The 18170-nt window shown below is 64.5% G+C and carries 15 protein-coding genes; 12 read left to right on the top strand and 3 right to left on the bottom strand.

Features of this window, described 5'->3' with window-relative positions; genetic code table 11:
* Window positions 1-31 precede the first annotated feature (31 nt).
* Window positions 32-277 carry an RNA-binding S4 domain-containing protein gene (locus tag H578_RS12675; RefSeq protein ID WP_022872091.1) on the bottom strand — a complete coding sequence of 82 codons (246 nt, stop codon included), beginning with the start codon at window positions 275-277 and terminating at the stop codon, window positions 32-34.
* A gap of 31 nt (window positions 278-308) precedes the next feature.
* On the opposite strand from H578_RS12675, the gene H578_RS0102270 reads away from it, so the two are divergent.
* The 5 genes from H578_RS0102270 to H578_RS0102250 all read left to right on the top strand — a co-directional run bounded on the left by H578_RS0102270 (window position 309) and on the right by H578_RS0102250 (window position 6631).
* Window positions 309-1295 (top strand): DMT family transporter, encoded by a 987-nt coding sequence (locus tag H578_RS0102270; protein WP_028463854.1) that lies wholly within the window; start codon window positions 309-311, stop codon window positions 1293-1295.
* A gap of 85 nt (window positions 1296-1380) precedes the next feature.
* Window positions 1381-2763 (top strand): glycine--tRNA ligase, encoded by a 1383-nt coding sequence (locus H578_RS0102265; RefSeq protein ID WP_022872089.1) that lies wholly within the window; start codon window positions 1381-1383, stop codon window positions 2761-2763.
* A 117-nt stretch (window positions 2764-2880) separates the two neighbouring features.
* Window positions 2881-3882, top strand: a complete 1002-nt coding sequence (locus tag H578_RS12670; protein ID WP_022872088.1) for a GNAT family N-acetyltransferase — start codon at window positions 2881-2883, stop codon at window positions 3880-3882.
* Window positions 3883-3955: 73 nt separating this feature from the next.
* Window positions 3956-5131 (top strand): tRNA dihydrouridine synthase DusB, encoded by a 1176-nt coding sequence (dusB, locus tag H578_RS0102255; protein WP_022872087.1) that lies wholly within the window; start codon window positions 3956-3958, stop codon window positions 5129-5131.
* Between the two features lie 177 nt (window positions 5132-5308).
* Complete coding sequence (locus H578_RS0102250; RefSeq protein WP_022872086.1) at window positions 5309-6631, top strand: deoxyguanosinetriphosphate triphosphohydrolase; 1323 nt, start codon at window positions 5309-5311, stop codon at window positions 6629-6631.
* A 33-nt stretch (window positions 6632-6664) separates the two neighbouring features.
* On the opposite strand, the gene H578_RS12665 is transcribed toward H578_RS0102250, so the two are convergent.
* Window positions 6665-7162, bottom strand: a complete 498-nt coding sequence (locus H578_RS12665) for an aminoacyl-tRNA deacylase (RefSeq protein ID WP_022872085.1) — start codon at window positions 7160-7162, stop codon at window positions 6665-6667.
* 104 nt (window positions 7163-7266) lie between these two features.
* Here H578_RS12665 and dnaG point away from each other — a divergent pair, with 104 nt between their 5' ends.
* On the top strand, window positions 7267-9177 hold the full coding sequence (gene dnaG / locus H578_RS0102240; RefSeq protein ID WP_022872084.1) for a DNA primase: 1911 nt from the start codon (window positions 7267-7269) through the stop codon (window positions 9175-9177).
* A gap of 31 nt (window positions 9178-9208) precedes the next feature.
* On the opposite strand, the gene H578_RS15390 is transcribed toward dnaG, so the two are convergent.
* Complete coding sequence (locus tag H578_RS15390; RefSeq protein ID WP_022872083.1) at window positions 9209-10675, bottom strand: PrsW family intramembrane metalloprotease; 1467 nt, start codon at window positions 10673-10675, stop codon at window positions 9209-9211.
* Window positions 10676-10892: 217 nt separating this feature from the next.
* On the opposite strand from H578_RS15390, the gene H578_RS0102230 reads away from it, so the two are divergent.
* The 6 genes from H578_RS0102230 to H578_RS15385 all read left to right on the top strand — a co-directional run bounded on the left by H578_RS0102230 (window position 10893) and on the right by H578_RS15385 (window position 18057).
* Complete coding sequence (locus H578_RS0102230) at window positions 10893-13598, top strand: phosphoenolpyruvate carboxylase (RefSeq protein ID WP_022872082.1); 2706 nt, start codon at window positions 10893-10895, stop codon at window positions 13596-13598.
* A gap of 49 nt (window positions 13599-13647) precedes the next feature.
* On the top strand, window positions 13648-14616 hold the full coding sequence (locus tag H578_RS0102225) for a daunorubicin/doxorubicin resistance ABC transporter ATP-binding protein DrrA (RefSeq protein ID WP_022872081.1): 969 nt from the start codon (window positions 13648-13650) through the stop codon (window positions 14614-14616).
* Window positions 14613-15479, top strand: coding sequence for an ABC transporter permease (locus H578_RS0102220; RefSeq protein WP_022872080.1), 867 nt, complete (start codon window positions 14613-14615; stop codon window positions 15477-15479). The genes H578_RS0102225 and H578_RS0102220 overlap by 4 nt, the downstream gene beginning before the upstream one ends.
* Window positions 15480-15537: 58 nt before the next feature.
* Window positions 15538-16716, top strand: a complete 1179-nt coding sequence (locus H578_RS0102215) for an amidohydrolase (protein ID WP_022872079.1) — start codon at window positions 15538-15540, stop codon at window positions 16714-16716.
* A 119-nt stretch (window positions 16717-16835) separates the two neighbouring features.
* On the top strand, window positions 16836-17144 hold the full coding sequence (locus H578_RS0102210) for an acylphosphatase (protein WP_022872078.1): 309 nt from the start codon (window positions 16836-16838) through the stop codon (window positions 17142-17144).
* Window positions 17145-17208: 64 nt separating this feature from the next.
* Complete coding sequence (locus H578_RS15385) at window positions 17209-18057, top strand: superoxide dismutase family protein (protein ID WP_022872077.1); 849 nt, start codon at window positions 17209-17211, stop codon at window positions 18055-18057.
* The last annotated feature ends 113 nt before the right edge of the window (window positions 18058-18170 follow it).

The raw sequence follows: 18170 nt of genomic DNA, 5'->3' as shown, positions 1-18170 counted from the left end.
TTACATTCAGCTGACCAGGAGAAACTCAGCGTCAGGAGCCTTTCACCGGAATGAGGGTGACACTGGGAAGTCCGATTTCCTCCCCAGTGAATTCCACCTTCTGCCCCGGGGTGATCTGCGCACCGCGCTGGGTTACCACGGCACCATCGACGCGCACGACGCCGGCAGTAATCGCCTCCCGGGCCACCGCACCTGATTCCACCACTCCAGAGAGCTTGAGCAACTGGCCCAGCCGAATGCTGCCCTCGCGGAGGGGAACCTCGATCTGTTCACTCATGTGACCAGTCTGACAGGTTTACAGTGTCCCTATGCGCAGCGAGGAAGCTCCCAGGTCACCGGCGGTCTGGCTGATGCTGGGTGCGGTGATGCTGGCAGCCGGTATGGCCATCCCGCTTCAAGGACGAATCAACGCCGAACTCGCCGTGGAAACTGGCGACGCCGTTTTCGCAGCCTTCCTGAGTTTCTTCAGCGGGACGCTGGCGCTGATCCCCATCGGTCTGGCGACCCGACGCACCCGGGCCAGCTTCGGCAAGATCATCCCCGCCCTGCGCGCCGGAACGGTGAAGTGGTGGTACTTTCTGGCCGGCTGCCTCGGCGGATACTTCGTGCTGACCCAGACCCTGACCATCGCTGCCCTCGGGGTGGCCGTGTTCAGCGTGGCCGCTGTAACGGGGCAGACTCTCGGCGGGCTTGTATGGGATCGCGTCGGCCTGGGGCCGGCCGGTCGCCGTCACCTGGATGGTTTCCGTGTGCTCGGGGCGGCGATGACAGTACTGGCTGTGTTGTGGGCGGTATGGCCGCAGTTCGACGCCTCACCCGGGGTCACTGAAGCCCTGCTGCTGGTGGTCCTGCCGCTGACCGCGGGATTCGTCCAGGCCGCCCAACAGGCGCTGAATGGTCGCCAGTCTGCTGCCTACGGCACCCCCATTCCGGGTACTGTCATCAACTTCATCGCCGGTTCGGTCATGTTGTTCTTAGTCTGGCTGGCCACCGGAGTTGTCACTGGGCTGGACGCCGGGCTCTCCCCGGTGTGGTGGCACTACCTTGGCGGGCCGATGGGGATCATGTTCATCGCCCTCGGTGCCTTCCTCGTGACCCGGGTTGGAGTGCTGCTGGCGGCGATGGGCATGATCGCCGGCCAGCTGGTGGGCTCCCTGCTGTTGGATATCATCGTGCCCGCACCCGGGGCTGTGGTGACCTTTGCCACAGTGGCGGGGACTCTCCTGACGATCCTCGCCGTCGTCGTCGCCTCTTTTGCCGACATCCGGCGCAGCGGCGGATCCTCACCGCGCTGAAGCGCTAAGCTGGCGGCGATCGTCACCCGCGCAGCGGTTCCCCCGCTGTGCACCGCGCACCGAGACTTCAAGGAGCACACGCCCCATGGCGAAGGAGACCACCCTCGACAAAGTCATCAACCTGGCCAAGCGCCGTGGCTTCGTCTTCCAGTCGGGTGAGATCTACGGCGGATCCCGCTCGGCCTGGGACTACGGTCCGTTGGGCACCGAGCTGAAGGAGAACATCAAGGCCGAATGGTGGCAGACCTTCGTACGGGGCCGCGGAGACATGGTCGGACTCGACTCGGCCATCATCCTGCCCTCGGCGGTGTGGAAGGCCTCCGGGCACGTGGACACCTTCACCGACCCGTTGGTGGAGTGCAAGCAGTGCCACACCCGGGATCGTGAAGACAAGCTCATCGAGGACTTCATCGAGAAGAAGGGTCGTGCCCCCGAAGATGGTCTGGCGGAGATCAACTGCCCCCACTGCGGCACTAAGGGTAACTTCACCGAGCCCCGCCAGTTCTCCGGGCTGGTGAAGTCCTATCTGGGGGTTGTCGATGACGAATCCGGCCTCCACTACCTCCGCCCGGAGACCGCCCAGGGGATCTTCACCAACTTTGCCAACGTGGTCACTGCCGCGCGGAAGAAACCCCCTTTCGGCATCGGGCAGATCGGTAAGGCGTTCCGCAATGAGATCACCCCCGGGAACTTCATCTTCCGCACCCGGGAGTTCGAGCAGATGGAGATCGAGTACTTCGTCCCGCCCGCGGAGGCCGGCACCTGGTTCGACCGCTGGGTGGAAGACTGCGTGGCCTGGTTCACCGATCTCGGCTTGAACCCGGAGAACCTGCGGCAGTTCGATGTGCCCGACGACGAGCGCGCCCACTACTCTGACCGCACTATCGACCTGGAGTACCGCTTCGGTTTCCAGGGCAGCGAGTGGGGCGAACTGATGGGGATCGCTAACCGCACCGACTACGATCTCAGCCAGCACATCGAGCACTCCGGTAAGGAGCTGTCCTACTTCGACCAGGCCTCCGAGTCCCGTTACGTGCCCTATGTCATTGAGCCCAGCTTCGGACTGACCCGCTCGATGATGGCCTTCCTCGTCGACGCCTACGCCGAAGACGAAGCCCCCAACACCAAGGGTGGAGTGGATGTTCGCACCGTGTTGAAGCTGCACCCGAAGTTGGCACCGGTCAAGGCGGCGGTGTTGCCGTTGTCGAAGAAGCCGGAACTGGCTGAACCCGCTGGCCGGCTCGCTGACACGCTGCGCAAGCACTGGAACATTGATTACGACGACGCCGGCGCTATCGGTCGTCGCTACCGTCGCCAGGATGAGATCGGCACCCCATTTTGCATCACCTTCGACTTCGACACCCTCGAGGACCAGGCGGTGACCATCCGCGACCGCGATGAGATGACTCAGCAGCGGGTGAGCCTGGACCAGGTCGAGTCCTACCTGGCGGCCAAGCTGCTGGGCTGAGGCTCACTGACGAGCCGGTGGCGCGGGGTGTTTGCACGCCTCAGCCGGCGGGTTTAGACTCGCTGAGCTGTCGCCATGAGCTGCAATCGACTGTAGACGCACCGCAAAGGACACGCGATGAGCACCACCGACCAGGTGCACCCCTCTGAAGAATCCTCTGATTTTCTCGCGGAGGAGACCCCTGCGGCCTCCCCGGCGCCCTGCCTGACCCTCGATTCCGGTCTGACCGTCCGCCCCTGGCAGGATGGCGATGACCTGCGCCTGATGGAAGTCTGGGGCGACGCCGACGACCGGCAGATCGAACAAGACCGCGCCATGCTGCGGCCGTCCTCTAACGACCCCTGGCAGCGCACCGTCATCGCCGAAGAGCACGAGGTCCCGGTCGCGGCTGCGACCGTGGTCAGCTCTGCCTTACACCCCACCCGGCTGTGGTTCTACGCCGAGGTGCTGCCCGAGCACCGCCGCAAGGGGGTTGCCGCCCAACTGCTCAACATCCTCGAAGCTGAGATGTCTAACTGCTCGGTGCAGAGCCTCAAGGCCCGCTGCGCCAAGGGGTCGGCTGCTCAGTGTTTCCTCAAGGACAACGGATTTACCAAGATTCAGCGTTCTCGCGACGTCGTCGTCGCCCCTGGTGTGCTGCCGATTCCGGACATCGAGAACTCGCCGATGGATCTAGAGGATCTGGCCACCGGTTCGGTCGAGCTCAGTGAGGTCGTCGCACAGTTCTACAACGCCGTCCACCACTGGGATCCCGCGGAGATGACCATCGGCACCGCCCAAAAGTACCTGCTGGCCCCGGAGACCGGAGCCAGCGGTGCGGTGGTGCTGCGGGACACCTCACACCAGAACCGCATCACTGCCTTCGCGGTGAGCTACACCTCCGAGCAGACCGATGCACCCGCCGATGTGCTGCTGGGCTGGAATCCGCAGCTCGCCGAGCACGAGGCCGCCTCCGCAGTTTCCACCTTGCTGGCGCTGGTGGCGGCCCGCTACCCGGTCCAGCTGGAGGTCGACGACGCCATGACCCCGCTGACCGGCATCATCGACGACCTTGTCGAGCGCGATGAAGCCGAGGTGGATTTCGAAGCCCTCATCTACGCCCGCGATCAATCTGCATAACCTTATGAACCCTGCATAGGGCTATAGCGTTATGCACGGTTCATAGCACTATGCAGGACTGGATAATAGACCTGTGACTGACACTCTGGAACGCCCGCGCGCCCTGCTTCCGGCCCTGCAGCTAGGGCCGATCACCGTGGACACCCCGGTGGTGCTCGCGCCGATGGCCGGGATCACCAATACCGCTTTCCGTCGACTCTGCCGCGAGTACGGCGGTGGGCTCTACGTCAACGAAATGGTCACCGCGCGGGCCCTGGTGGAGCGTCGCCCGGAGAGCCTGCGGATCATCAAACACGAGCCGGACGAGGTGCCCCGCTCAGTGCAGCTCTACTCGGTGGACCCGGTGACCACCGGGCGCGCGGTTCGGATGCTGGTCGAAGAAGACCGTGCTGACCACATTGACCTGAATTTCGGCTGCCCCGTCCCCAAAGTCACCCGGAAAGGCGGCGGCTCGGCCCTGCCGTGGAAGATCGGGTTGTTCGAGTCGATCGTGACCACCGCGGTGCGGGAGGCCGAGCAGGCCAATATCCCGGTGACGGTGAAGATGCGCAAGGGCATCGATGAAGATCACTTGACCTACCTTGAGGCCGGTCGGGCGGCCCGCGACGCCGGGGTGGCCGCTGTTGCTTTGCATGGCCGCACCGCCCGCCAACACTATTCGGGACAGGCCGACTGGGATGCCATCGCGCGGCTGCGCGAAGCCCTGCCGGATCTTCCGGTGCTCGGCAACGGGGATATCTGGTCTGCCGAAGATGCCGTGGCCATGGTGCAGCGTACCGGGGTCGACGGCGTCGTCGTCGGCCGGGGATGCCAAGGACGTCCCTGGCTCTTCGGTGATCTCCAGGCAGCCTTCGAAGGCCGCGAAGACCGGCACCGTCCGAACCTGACCATGGTCATCGAGACACTGCTGCGCCACGCGAAGATGCTCATTCCGTATTTCGACGGTGATGAGCGCAAAGCGATGCAGGATATCCGCAAGCACGTGGCCTGGTACTTCAAGGGCTACCCCATCGGAGGTGCGTTGCGGTCGCAGTTGGTCCTGGTGGAGACCCTCGACCAGTTGGAGGACCTCTTGGGTCAGCTCGATCAGTCGATCGGCTATCCCGGGGAGGCCGCCGAAGGCCCACGTGGCCGGGCGGGATCGCCGAAGAAGGTGCACCTGCCAGAGGACTGGTTGGTCTCCCAGGAACTCAATGAGGACCAGCGCCAGATGATCAAAGCCGCCGAGGTCGACACCTCCGGCGGCTAAACCCCTCCACTCTGTGCGTGGTGCTGAGCCTGCACCTTCCCTCCCTCGACTGCCACGCCGTTCCCCTCAGGTGTAGTGGCCGCCGGGTGTCCCGGCGGGGCCTGCCGCATCGCCCCGCAGGGCCAGTCGCTGACACCTGGGACTCCTGCGGCCGTTCCCCGTGGGTAAGCTGATCCTATGAGCGGGCGGAACGTGGAACGAGTCGAAGGGCGGTACTCCGCACTGGCCCCTGGCTATACCGAAGTGGATGAGGACCGGTGGGTTCCCGAGCACGGCAAATCGGTTTACCGCTCCAGTTTTGAACGGGACCGCGCCCGCCTGTTGCACTCCTCTTCCCTGCGTCGCCTGGGCGCTAAGACCCAGGTGGTCTCACCTGATGTGGACGACTTCTCCCGCACCCGCCTGACGCATTCGCTGGAGGTGGCCCAGGTGGGACGGGAACTGGGGCGGCTGCTTGGTTGCGATCCCGACGTCGTCGACGCCGCCTGCCTCTCCCACGACCTCGGGCACCCCCCGTTCGGCCACAATGGGGAGAAGGTACTCAACGAGTTGGCCGCAGAGATTGGCGGGTTCGAAGGTAACGCCCAGACGCTGCGTATCCTCACCCGGTTGGAGACCAAGCGCTTCCACCCCGATGGCCGTTCCGCCGGGTTGAACCTCACCCGGGCCAGTCTCGATGCGGCGGTGAAGTATCCGTGGCGGGTTCACCAAGCTCCTCTGCGGCCCGATGGCACGCGCAGCCCTAAGTTCGGTGCCTATGAGGACGATCTGGAGGTCTTCACCTGGCTGCGCCAGGGTGTGACGGGTACTCGCCAGTGCATGGAGGCTCAGGTGATGGATGCCGCCGATGATATCGCCTACTCGGTCCACGACGTGGAGGACGGCATCGTCTCGGGACGGTTCCAGCTGAAGTTCCTCGACGATGACATTCAGCGGGCCCGCGTCATTCAAACCACCCAGGAGTGGTACCTCCCGGAGACCAGTGAAGACCGGATCGACGCCGCCATCGAACGTTTAGCCGGCGTGGAGGCCTGGACCCGGGAATCCGACGGGTCTCGCCGCGCTCTGGCTGCTTTGAAGAACATGACAAGCGAACTCATCGGACGGTTCTGCGGGGCCATCTACACAGCGACCCGACAGGCCCACGGCAGTCAGCCGCTGGTACGGCATGAGGCCGATCTCGTGGTGCCCACAGAGACCCTGGAGGAGATCTGCCTGATGAAGGGCATCGCGGCGAACTACATTATGGCTTCTCGCGAGCAGATGCCGGTCTATGTCCGTCAGCGGGACGTGCTCACTGATCTGCATGGACTGCTGGTGGAGACCGGGGATCGGTTCTTAGACCCTCAATTCCAGGCGGACTATCGCGCAGCCGACGACGACGCCGGTCGCCACCGTGCCATCATTGACCAGATCGCGTCCCTCACCGATGGTGCGGCCCTGGAGTGGTATGCCACCCTCGTGCACGGCAAACCAGTGATGAACCGCCTCTTCGCCTGAGCCATGGGGTGCCCACGGCACTCTGTGACACTTCTATGTGTCGAGATATTTGCCGATGTCTCCGGTCGTCACACCGAAGGCGGCGAAGAGTTCGGCGGAGTCAACGAAGAGGTTGAGGTCCGGCTCCCCGGCACCCATGGCCACCCGCCCGGTGATGGAGGAGTCCGCGTAGACCGGCAGGGGTGTTGTGGTGCCGAAGGGGTTGATGGTGCCTGGGTAGTAGCCGGTGGCCTTGTAACCTTCCTCCGGGGCGGCCATCGACATCTTCTTGAACCCGGCCAGCTTGCGTAGCTTTCCCCAGTCCACCGCTTTATCACCTGGAATGAGCACGAGGAGATATTCGGCCTCGGAGGTGGTCTGGGTGCGTTTGGCCCGAGCCACCAGGGTCTTGACAATCTCCCCGGGAGTGATTCCGAGGCTAGCGGCCGCCTCCTCCACGGAGCGGGCAGGCCCGCGTTCGGCGAACTCAATGGCCACGCCCACCTGATCTGCGGCGGCCTGGACTCGTTGACGTCCGGAAAGCTCAGTCATGGAACCCCAGCCTAACCAGAAGCAGTGCGCATGTGGTTCCAGATCGCGGAGCCCGGTTTTCCACAGCGGCGACGATGACGGCGTCGCCGTGGCACGATGGTGCTGTGGCTGGACTGATCAAGCGGGAAGACATCGATGCGGTGCGTGAGCGTGCCGACTTGCGCGAGATCGTCGAACAGTACGTCACCTTGAAACAAGCCGGCATCGGCTCCTTCAAAGGACTCTGCCCCTTCCACGACGAACGCACTCCCAGCTTCCACATCCGTCCGCAGATCGGCACCTACCACTGCTTCGGCTGTGGGGAGTCCGGGGACGTCATCGCCTTTGTCCAGGCCATGGAACACACCAGCTTCCAAGAGACAGTGGAGCGTCTCGCGGCGAAGTACGGTGTGGAACTGCGTTACGAGGATGGCGGTAGCGGTCCGGATCAAGCTGAAGTCGGCCGGCGTCAGCGCTTACTGGACGCTCATAAGATCGCCGATGAGTACTTCCAGGCTCAGCTGTTGCAGCCAGAAGCGCAGATCGCCCGTGAGTTCCTCACCGGGCGGGGTTTCACCCGTCAGCACGCTGAGAGCTTCGGGGTCGGCTACGCCCCCCGCGGGTGGAACAATCTGCTCAACCATCTGCGCACCAAAGGTTTCCGGGAGGATGAGCTGAAACTCACCGGGCTGTTTAGCGAGGGGCAGCGGGGTCTCTACGACCGGTTCCGGGGTCGGCTCATCTGGCCCATCCGGGACATGACGTCCACCACAGTGGGGTTTGGGGGACGTCGGCTCTACGAGGATGACCAGGGGCCTAAGTACCTCAACTCCCCGGAGACGCCGATCTACAAGAAGAATCAGGTGCTCTACGGGATCGAATATGCCAAGCGGAACATTGCGAAGAAGCGCCAGCTCGTCGTCGTCGAAGGCTATACCGATGTGATGGCCTGCCATATCGCCGGGGTGGATACCGCGGTGGCCACCTGTGGGACCGCGTTCGGAGAGGGGCATGTCAAGCTTGCTCGCCGGCTGCTCTCTGACGACGGCTCACCCGCCGAGGTGGTCTTCACCTTTGACGGTGATGAGGCGGGGCAGAACGCCGCGCTGAAGGCATTTAACGAGGCTCACCAGTTCAGCGCTCAAACCTATATCGCCGTGGGGCCAGAGGGGATGGATCCCTGCGATCTGCGTCAGCACCGGGGGGATGAGGCGATCATCGCGCTCATTGACTCCAAGTCCCCGCTGTTTGAGTTCGTCATCCGCCGGCGGCTACGGGAATGGGACTTAAGCACCATCGACGGGCGGGTGGGGGCACTACGGGCCACTGCACCTGTGGTCGCTGGCATCCGGGACACAGCATTACGCAGTGCCTATATCCGGGAACTGGCCGGTTGGCTCGGTGCGGAGATCCACGACGTCGAGGCCGCGGTCAACACGGCCGCCGGTGCTACTCAGCGACAGGCCCCCCAGCGGGGATCACATCAGCACAGTGGCAGGGTTGAATCGGCGGGAGGCCGCAACGGATACGCCCACGACGTCGGCAGCTCGGCTCCCAGCTTTCAGCGACCCGATACCCGCGATCCGGTGGTGATGATGGAACGTCAAGCGCTTGAGGTGCTGCTGCAGCATCCCGCTCGGCTGACCGCCGAACAGTGGGAGGAAGCACTGACTGTGCGGTTTACTGCCGCAGCCCACCAGGTGGTCCACGATGCGATCCGCATCGCCGTGGCGCGGGTCTCTGATCCGGCCAGGCTCGTGGCCGCTGTGCGGGAAGAAGTCCCCGAACCGATCCGCTCCCTGGTCTCGGAGATGGCAGTGATGAACTTACCGGCCACCGACGAGGAACATCTGGATCGATACTGTCAGGAAATCCTCAACCGGCTCGTGGAACTGAAAATCCAGCATGAAAAAGCCAACCTCATGGGACGGTTGCAGCGCATGGACCCCGCGGACCAGCCCGAGGAGTACCGGCGGATCAACGCCGAACTCATGGATTTGGAGAAACGGCGTCGTGCCCTGCGTGTGACCGACTAACCGTGAGTGGTCGCCGGACCACCGGGGGTGACTAGCGCAGCCGGGGAGGGTGCTGACCAGGATGTGGGTGGTGACCGGAGTGCGGATGCTGACCGGCGTGCTGACCGGGGTGTGGGTGGTGACCCGGGGGAGGGTAATGACCTGCGGGTGACCCGGGATGCCCACCAGGCGGTGGGCCCGGAAACGGACCCGGTGAGGGTGCAGGCATGGGTGCCGGGGTGGTGCGTCGCAGTAACTCGCCGCGTAGCTGGGTGAAGGCGTGGAGGAGTTTCACCTCCGCGGTGCGCTCGCTCTGGGTGTGACCAGGGTTGAGCAGGATGCGATGCCGTAGCACGGCCAACCGGGCGGAGATGCGGATCATCCGCAGCATGACCTTCTTAGCGCCGGGGTACCGGGAGGCCCAGGTGGTGGCCCGACGCCGTCCGGACCAGCTGCCAAACATCGTGACTTCCTCCGGGGTCATCCATCCGCTGCGCACGTATTCCCGCAGGGCCTGACGGGTGCGTTTGACCTCATCGTGGCGCAACAGCAGCGCAGCCGTCAGCCAGGCAGCGAAGCTGAGGAACCCCATCAGGGCGGAGATGATGAAAGCCAGCAGCGGCTCAGTGGCCGAGACCACCGCAGCCAGATTCCACAGTGCGTGCAGGACCATGCCAACTGGCAGGCCGGCCACGAGCATGGCAAAACCCCAGCCCATCCCGGGGCGTCGGGCGCCAAAGCCCATGATCATTCCGATCGCCCCGGTGAAGACCACGTGGGCGAAAGGTGTGAGAATCCCCCGAAGGAAGAACGTGGCACCCCCGGCGACCAGACCACCCTCCACCGACGCCATGCTGATGTAGAGGATGTCCTCGGTGAAGGCGAACCCAATGCCAATCAGAGAGCCGAACATCAACCCTTGGAACGGCCCATCGAAGTGCTTCCGCGCGGCCAGCAGAATAATGAGCAGCAGCAGGGCTTTGGAGGTTTCCTCGAACAGCGGGGCGAAGACCACCGGACCCACCCATCCCGGAGGTTCCCCGAAGGCAATGGCGAACCCGATCTCTGCGCCCAGGCCCAGCACCAGGGTCATGATGACCGAGGCGACCGCACCCCACAACACACACAGCGCCATCATCAACGGCGACTGCGGATGCCACCGGTCCATCAGCCAGATCACCGCAATAATGACCAACGGGGGCAAGGCCGCCAGCGGCACGATGACCAGGGTTGCCGGGCCCATGACCAGCAGCATGATGAGCAGCATGAACACCAGCACCAGGGCCAGAACACCCACCCCGACCAGTGCGGCGATCCGCTGTGGGCTCCACTGTTTCTGTTCTCCGGGCAGACGGATCGCCTGGGTGGTCCAGGGCTGCTGGTGTGGCACGGGGCGGTAGGGCTGTTGAGGGGGCGCCACCGGGCCCTGCAGCCGCATCTGCTCGGTAATGGTGGGCCCGAACCGCGGCTGCTCGCCGTTGTCACCGGGAGGCCAGCCGTGGCCGGGATGCTGGGACATGCGATGGACTCCTCAAGCCGATGCTGTATCGGGGATGTCGTGGCGCGGGTTTCTTACGGGCTCGATCGTATCGACTCCAGCTCCGCCGCCACCGCCGCCCTGGGGTTGGTAACGTGTTAGGTATCGCACACATCCTGTGACGACATGGCGTGACGACGGGGTCGCGCTCCCACCTCGACGTGCCGGCAGGGCACGATCACTCCCAGGAGGCGCCACCATGTCCCAAAACACTGCGTCGAATCCCGCGGCCGACGAGCACTCCCGTGCCGCAGCGACCCACGAGATCCCCGAGGCGATGCGCCACGATGTCGGTCTTCTCGGTGGGTTGCTGGGTCAGGTACTGCGCGAATACGCCACTGAGAGCACCAGTCCCCGGGGACTCTACGACGACGTCGAGCACCTGCGTTCACTGTGCATTGCCGCCGTCGAAGACCCCAGTGAGGACACCCTCGCCGAGGCTGAAGATTTCGTCTCATCCCTGGATCCCGACCGGGCTAAGGAAGTCGCCCGGGCTTTCACTTGCTACTTTCTGTTGGCCAATCTTGCCGAAGAGCAGCATCGGGTGCGCACCCTGCGCACCCGCGATGGTGAGATCCCCTTAGAGGAGCAGTCGCCGTCGGACTCGGTGGCCGCAGCCTTTACCCATTTGGCTGAGGAAGTCGGCCAGCGCGAAGCCGAGCGTCGCCTCAAAGAGCTGCGCTTCCACCCGGTGCTGACCGCCCACCCCACTGAGGCCCGCCGCAACGCGATCACCTCCAGCCTGCGGCGGATCGGCGCGCTGCTCGACGAACGCGACGACCCCCGCATGGGGCCGGCCGCCCAGGCACGTAACACCCGGGACCTGGCTGAAGAGATCGACAATATGTGGCGCACCGCCCAGCTGCGGGTGACGAGCCCCTCTCCGCTGGACGAGGTCCGCACCGCCCTGAACTTCTTTGACAACTCGTTCTCCCAGGTGTTCACCGAGGCATACCGGCGTATGGACGACTGGCTGCAGGCCGAGACCGCCGGGTCAGCAGCCCCCAAAGCCCCAGCGTTTATCCGCCTGGGCTCCTGGATTGCCGGCGACCGCGATGGCAACCCCAATGTCACCGCTTCCATTACTCGGCGGGCGGTGGGGCAGATGGCTGACAAGGTTCTGGCCGAACTGCAGGACCGTGCCCGCACCGTGGGGTTGTCCTTGACCCTCGATGAGCGCTACACCCCACCCAGCGAGCAGCTGACCACCTTGTGGAACCGGCTCAAGCAGCTCTCCGATGAACTGACCGCCACCGCGGCTGAGCACTCTCCCCGGGAGCCCCACCGGCAGGTCATGCTCGCCATCGCCGGACGGATCGCCGCCACCCGCCGCCGCGACGCCGACTTGGCTTACAGTGTGCCCGCCGAACTCGTCGAGGACCTCAAAATCGTGCAGGCCTCCCTGGTGGAGGCCGGGGCGGCCCGTGCGGCCTACGGGGACCTGCAGGAACTCATCTGGCAGGTCGAGACCTTCGGTTTCCATTTGGCTGAGCTGGAAGTCCGGCAGCACTCGGCGGTACACAGCCAGGCCCTGAAGTGGCTTCAAGATCCTGAGGCGGTGGAGAAGATGGCCGTCGACGGCGAGGAGGTCCTGGAGACCTTCCGGGCTATCGCCAGTGTCCAGCAGCGCTACGGCGTTGACGCCTGCCGCCGTTACATCGTCTCTTTCACTCAGTCCGCACAGAACCTCGCCGATGTGTACGAACTCGCTGAAGAGGCTCTTGGTGGGCCGGAGTACGCCCCGGTGCTCGATGTCATTCCACTATTCGAGACCTACGAGGATCTGCAGAACGCCCCACGAATCCTCGACGAGGCCCTCAGCCACCCGAAACTCCAACAGCGACTCGACCAGACCGGTCGGCGGATGGAAGTCATGCTGGGCTACTCGGATTCCTCCAAAGACGTCGGCCCGGTGGCCGCCACTCTTGCCCTCTATGAGGCTCAGGAGAAGATCGCCGCCTGGGCCATCGACCACGAGATCACCTTGACGCAGTTCCACGGCCGCGGCGGGGCCCTAGGTCGCGGCGGAGGGCCAGCCAACCGGGCGATCCTCGCCCAGCCGCCCCATTCGGTGGATCTGCGGTTTAAAGTCACCGAACAGGGTGAAGTCATCGCCGCCCGGTACGGCAACCCGGAGATCGCCCTGCGGCACATCGAACAGGTTGCCGCTGCGACCCTGATGGCCTCGGCGCCGTCGACGGAGAAACGCAACGCGGCTGCCGCCGAGCGTTTCGCTGACCTGGCCGCCCAGCTCGATGCCGCCAGCCGGGAACGCTTCCACTCCCTGATCCACGCCGAGGGTTTTGCCCCCTGGTTCGCTCAGGTCACCCCGCAGGATGAAATCGGACTGCTGGCCATCGGCTCCCGACCGGCCAAACGCGGGCTGTCCGTGGAGTCCCTGGAGGACCTGCGGGCTATCCCCTGGAACTTTGCCTGGGGGCAGGCCCGTATCAACCTCACCGGCTGGTATGGGTTGGGGACCGCCTTGGAGCGCGTCGGCGACGTCGAGCTGTTGCGTCAGGCCTATGAGCAGTGGCCGCTGTTCAAGGCAATGATCGACAATGTGGAGATGTCCCTGGCCAAGACGGACACCCGCATCGCGCGGCGCTATCTGGCCCTCAGCGACCGGCAAGACCTCGCCACCGAGGTGCTTGAGGAACTCGAACTGACCACCCGGTGGGTGCTGGCGATCACCGACCAGCCCCGCCTGCTGGCCAAGCACCGCGTCCTCGGCCGGGCTGTGCAATTGCGCAACCCGTATGTGGACGCGCTCTCGTTGATCCAGTTGCGGGCCCTGCGCACCCTGCGTTCGGCCGAGCTCACCGAGTCGGAGGGCGAAGACCCCCGCAATCTACTCCTGCTGACGCTGAAGGGTGTCGCTGCCGGTCTGCAGAACACCGGGTAAGGTATCCGCCGGGGACGTGATTCCCGTTCGTTCTTCCCGAAAGGCTCTGATGAGCACTCTGCTCTCCTCCGGCGACCTTGCCGTTGCCACCAGCGGGTTGGTCAAACGCTTCGGCAAGACCACTGCTGTCGATGGTGTGGACCTGACCATTCGCCGCGGCGGTATCTACGGCGTACTCGGCCCTAACGGTGCCGGTAAGACCACCACGATCCGCATGCTGGCCACCCTGCTGCGCCCCGATGCCGGTGAGGCCACTGTCCTGGGTCACGATGTATTCACCGAAGCGAAGACCATCCGGGAGAAGATCGCCCTCACCGGTCAGTTTGCCTCCTTGGACGAGGACCTCACCGGGGTGGAGAACCTCATCCTGCTCGGCCGGCTGCTGGGCTTTACCAAGCGGGCCGCCCGCAGTCGCGGCATGGACCTGCTTGAAGCCTTCGGGCTCACCGACGCCGCCCACCGCCAGGTGAAGAACTACTCCGGCGGGATGCGCCGCCGGCTGGATATCGCCGGCTCGCTCATCGTCACCCCGGAGCTGATGTTCCTCGACGAGCCGACCACCGGGGTGGACCCCCGCAGTCGCAATCAGGTCTGGGACATTATCCGCACCCTGGTCGATGGTGGCACCACAGTGTTGCTGACCACTCAGTACCTCGAAGAAGCCGACCAACTGGCCGATCGGTTGGCGGTCATCGACCACGGAACCGTCATCGCTGAAGGCACCCCTGGCCAGCTCAAAGCCCAGGTGGGTGCTGGAGCCCTGAAGGTGCGGGTCATCGATCCAGCGGAGAGGGAACAAGCAGCCGCAGTGCTGCGTACTAGCCTCGGTGTCGACGTCGTGCGCGAAGCCGATAGCGCCGGGCTGAGTGCTTCCCTGGCCGCCGGCCAGAGTGCCGCCGGTGGGCTCAGCGCCCTGGAAGAGGCAGGCATCGCGTTAGAGACCTTCGCCCTGGGGCAGCCCAGCCTCGATGAAGTCTTCCTCGCCCTGACCGGTCAACCCGCGGAGGAGAGCCGATGAGCACCGAGACCACCCCGGCCACGGAAGCCCACGCTATCCGTGGGGTGTTGTTGCCCCCGCAGGATCGGCCCCGACCGTCCAACCCGCTCACCGCCTCACTGACCTTCGGGTGGCGAGCGATGCTGAAGCTCAAGCACATCCCCATGCAACTGTTCGACGTCACCGTCTTCCCCATCATGATGACGGTGATGTTCACCTACATCTTCGGCGGAGCCATGGGCGCGGTGGTCTCCGGCAGCACGCCCGGGGGAGGGGCCGTACGGGAGTACGTCCAGTTCTTCATCCCCGGTATCTTCGTGCAGACCCTCATCATGATCACCATGTACACCGGGGTGACGCTGAACAAAGACATTTCCAAGGGCATCTTCGACCGGTTCCGTTCGCTCCCCACCTGGCGGCCATCTCAACTGGTCGGGGCATTGCTCGGGGACCAAGTGCGTTACACCCTGGCGGGCACCATCATCTTGTCGGTCGGGTTCATCGTGGGGTTCCGTCCCGACGGCGGGCTCACCGGAGTGCTCGCAGCGTTCGTGCTGCTGTTGGTGTTCAGCTTCTGCCTGTCCTGGGTGTGGACGACCATCGCGCTGTTGATGCCTACCGAAGAGGCCGTCATGGGGGTCTCGATGACGATCATCTTCCCGCTGACCTTCGCCTCGAACATCTTTGTGCCCACTGAGACCATGCCCTCCTGGCTGCGGGGAGTGGTGGAAGCTAACCCGGTCTCCGTGGTGGTATCAGCGATCCGTGAGCTGATGGACGGCACCTACGATCCGGCCAGCCTGGGACTCGTGGCGGTCTACTGTGCCGTGCTCGTGGCCATCTTCTCCCCGCTCTGCATGGTCCTGTACAACCGCAAGTCGTAAGAAGCCCTGGCACCGGCTGCCGCTCGGCACGTGGTGAGGAATCCGTTACAGTGAGCACATGGTTGCTTCCGGAAACTATATTGTCCGCAATGCTCACATCGTCCCGGTGACCGGGAAGCCCTTCGACGGCTCCCTGAAAGTCACCGGTGGGAAGATCGCCGCGCTCGGCCCGGATATCGAGGCCGAAGATGACCACGAGGTCATCGATGCAGACGGCGGGTGGCTGGTCCCCGGACTCATCGACGCCCACGTCCACCTCGGCGTCCACGAACAGGGTGAAGGCTGGGCCGGAGCCGACTTCAATGAGAAGACCGATCCGGTGACCGCCGCGGTGCGAGCACTCGATGCCATCAACCCCGCTGATATAGGGTTCGACGACGCCGTGGCCCACGGGGTGACCACTGTGAACGTCAATCCCGGCTCAGCTAACCCCATTGGCGGCCTCACGGTGGCCATCAAGACCCATGGCGCCGTCGTCGACGATATGGTGCTGCGTTCACCCTCCGGCCTCAAAGCGGCCCTGGGGGAGAACCCCAAACGCGTCTACGGCGACCAGAACAAGACCCCCTCCACACGCCTGGGCACCGCCTACACGGTGCGCAAAGCATTCACCGAAGCCCGGCAGTGGGCCGCTAAAGACCCTCAAGACCGCCCGGCCGATTTGGTCTCCGAAGCCCTAGTCCAAGTGCTGGAGCGCAAGATCCCCTGGCGGCAGCACTGTCACCGCGCGGATGACATCATGACCGCCCTCCGGCTCGCCGACGAATTCGGTTACGAACTGGTACTGGACCACGGCACCGAGGCCTACAAGCTCGCCGATCGTATTGCCGCCCGCGGCATCCCGGTGCTCTACGGGCCCATGATGGTGTCCCGGTCCAAAGTCGAAGTGCGCGAACGCAGCCCCCACGCCCCGGGGGTACTGGCCGCCGCAGGGGTGAAGGTCTCCATCATCACCGACCACCCGGTGGTACCTATCGACTTCCTCATCAACCAGGCCGCCCTGGCCGTGAAAGAGGGGATGGACCGTGAGGAGGCGCTTCAAGCGGTGACCATCAATCCCGCCGAGGTGCTCGGTGTGGCCGATAGGGTCGGCTCCTTGGAGGTTGGCAAGGACGCAGACATCACCCTGTGGGAAGGCGACCCGTTGGACACCCGCAACCGGGCCCTGCGTACTTGGATCGATGGCCGTGAGGTCTACCAGTACGACGCCGCCACCACAACAGCCCACCACGCCTGAGGGTGGTAAGCCGCTCACCTTAAGGCGGTGACATCTGCTGTCCTGATCGGTTCACGCGCGGTGAGCTCGGTTCACAAGCTCTGTTCACAACGGGCGGGGAGCGGTGTTTGACTAGTGTCATGACCACTGCAGGCCAGGAATTCAGCACAGGAGTCTTCGCCCGGATCACCGGGAAGGTCCAGGGCGTGAACTACCGGGCCTCCACCCGGCGCCAAGCCGAAGAGCTGGGGCTCATCGGCTGGGTGCGTAACACCTCTGATGGTGCCGTTGAACTGCTCCTCGGTGGGGATGGGCCGGCTATCGACGCCCTGCTGCGGTGGTGCCACCATGGGCCTCCACGCGCCCAGGTCAGCGGCGTGGAGACCCGCCAGGCCACCACCGAAGAACTGGAGACTCTTCCGGCCAGCGGGTTCAGCATCCTGCGGTGAACACGTCCAGACACTCACAATCCCTGGAGAATTTCCTCAGCCTCCACGGGTAGGGTGTGCCCTCATGATGAGCAGAAGTGAGCGTTCACCACGTAGGCGGACCTACGCCATCACCACTGTCCTTCTCGCCAGCGCGGCCATGCTCAGTGCCTGTGACGCCCTGGGCGGCAACAATGCCGAACCCGCTGAGGATGAGACCACCCCGGCCCCGGAGAACACCGCCGAGACTCCGGCGGCCGATGAGGCCGACACCACCGAGGAGACCGACGAGGCGTCGAACACCGGCGACGGTGAACAACCCTTCGCCGCCGCTGAGCTGGCCGACGCCGTCGGCAACCCCATCGGGACGGTGAGCTTCACCGAAGCCGAGGACGGCGTCGTTGTCACCGCCGAGTTGGAAACCCTCAGCCCCGGGTTCCGCGCTGTCACTGTGAACGAGAACGGCCTCTGCGAACCCCAATCCGCCAACGAAGCCGGTCAGATCGGTGACTTCTACTCCGCCGGGGGAGTGCTGCCCGGCCACCCCAGCGAGGAGGATGAAGTCATCGAAGGTGAGGATGAGCTCGAAACCACCCCGCCGCCGGAGGCTGAAGGCCAAGAAGGCACTGACCAGGAGGGCACCGGGTCAGAGGAGACCACCGGGCAGGAGACGATCTACCACCCCGACCGTGCCGGGGACATGCCCAACGTTCTCATCGGCGAAGACGGTGAAGGGCAGATGAGCTTCTTCTCCGACCGGCTCACCTCGGAGTTGCTCCTCAGTGAGGAGGGAACAGCTGTCATCGTGCACGAAGATCCCGCCCACTACGGCAATATTCCCGAACGCTATGCGCCCTACGGACCCGACCAGGAATCCCTGGCCACCGGGGACACCGGAGCCCGTTCAGCCTGCGGTGTCGTCGAAGAACAGTAAACTCCCGGTGACGGTCATCGCTTGTCACATCGTTGCCGGAGAATTCCGACACCCGCTATAGTCGGAGCCTGGTGCGCCGGGAAGACTGGTCGGCAAGCGGTTACCGCCGTGTG

It is taken from the genome of Nesterenkonia alba DSM 19423, from assembly GCF_000421745.1.
GTDB classification, from domain to species: domain Bacteria; phylum Actinomycetota; class Actinomycetes; order Actinomycetales; family Micrococcaceae; genus Nesterenkonia; species Nesterenkonia alba.
Note: the sequence above shows the minus strand (reverse complement) of the source record. Positions and strands in the feature narration are given on the sequence as shown.

Coding starts and splice junctions, on each gene's coding strand:
- H578_RS12675 (WP_022872091.1), bottom strand. CDS start 277: ATGAGTGAACAGATCGAGGTTCCCCTCCGCGAGGGCAGCATTCGGCTG.
- H578_RS0102270 (WP_028463854.1), top strand. CDS start 309: ATGCGCAGCGAGGAAGCTCCCAGGTCACCGGCGGTCTGGCTGATGCTG.
- H578_RS0102265 (WP_022872089.1), top strand. CDS start 1,381: ATGGCGAAGGAGACCACCCTCGACAAAGTCATCAACCTGGCCAAGCGC.
- H578_RS12670 (WP_022872088.1), top strand. CDS start 2,881: ATGAGCACCACCGACCAGGTGCACCCCTCTGAAGAATCCTCTGATTTT.
- H578_RS0102250 (WP_022872086.1), top strand. CDS start 5,309: ATGAGCGGGCGGAACGTGGAACGAGTCGAAGGGCGGTACTCCGCACTG.
- H578_RS12665 (WP_022872085.1), bottom strand. CDS start 7,162: ATGACTGAGCTTTCCGGACGTCAACGAGTCCAGGCCGCCGCAGATCAG.
- H578_RS15390 (WP_022872083.1), bottom strand. CDS start 10,675: ATGTCCCAGCATCCCGGCCACGGCTGGCCTCCCGGTGACAACGGCGAG.
- H578_RS0102230 (WP_022872082.1), top strand. CDS start 10,893: ATGTCCCAAAACACTGCGTCGAATCCCGCGGCCGACGAGCACTCCCGT.
- H578_RS0102225 (WP_022872081.1), top strand. CDS start 13,648: ATGAGCACTCTGCTCTCCTCCGGCGACCTTGCCGTTGCCACCAGCGGG.
- H578_RS0102220 (WP_022872080.1), top strand. CDS start 14,613: ATGAGCACCGAGACCACCCCGGCCACGGAAGCCCACGCTATCCGTGGG.
- H578_RS0102215 (WP_022872079.1), top strand. CDS start 15,538: ATGGTTGCTTCCGGAAACTATATTGTCCGCAATGCTCACATCGTCCCG.
- H578_RS0102210 (WP_022872078.1), top strand. CDS start 16,836: ATGACCACTGCAGGCCAGGAATTCAGCACAGGAGTCTTCGCCCGGATC.
- H578_RS15385 (WP_022872077.1), top strand. CDS start 17,209: ATGATGAGCAGAAGTGAGCGTTCACCACGTAGGCGGACCTACGCCATC.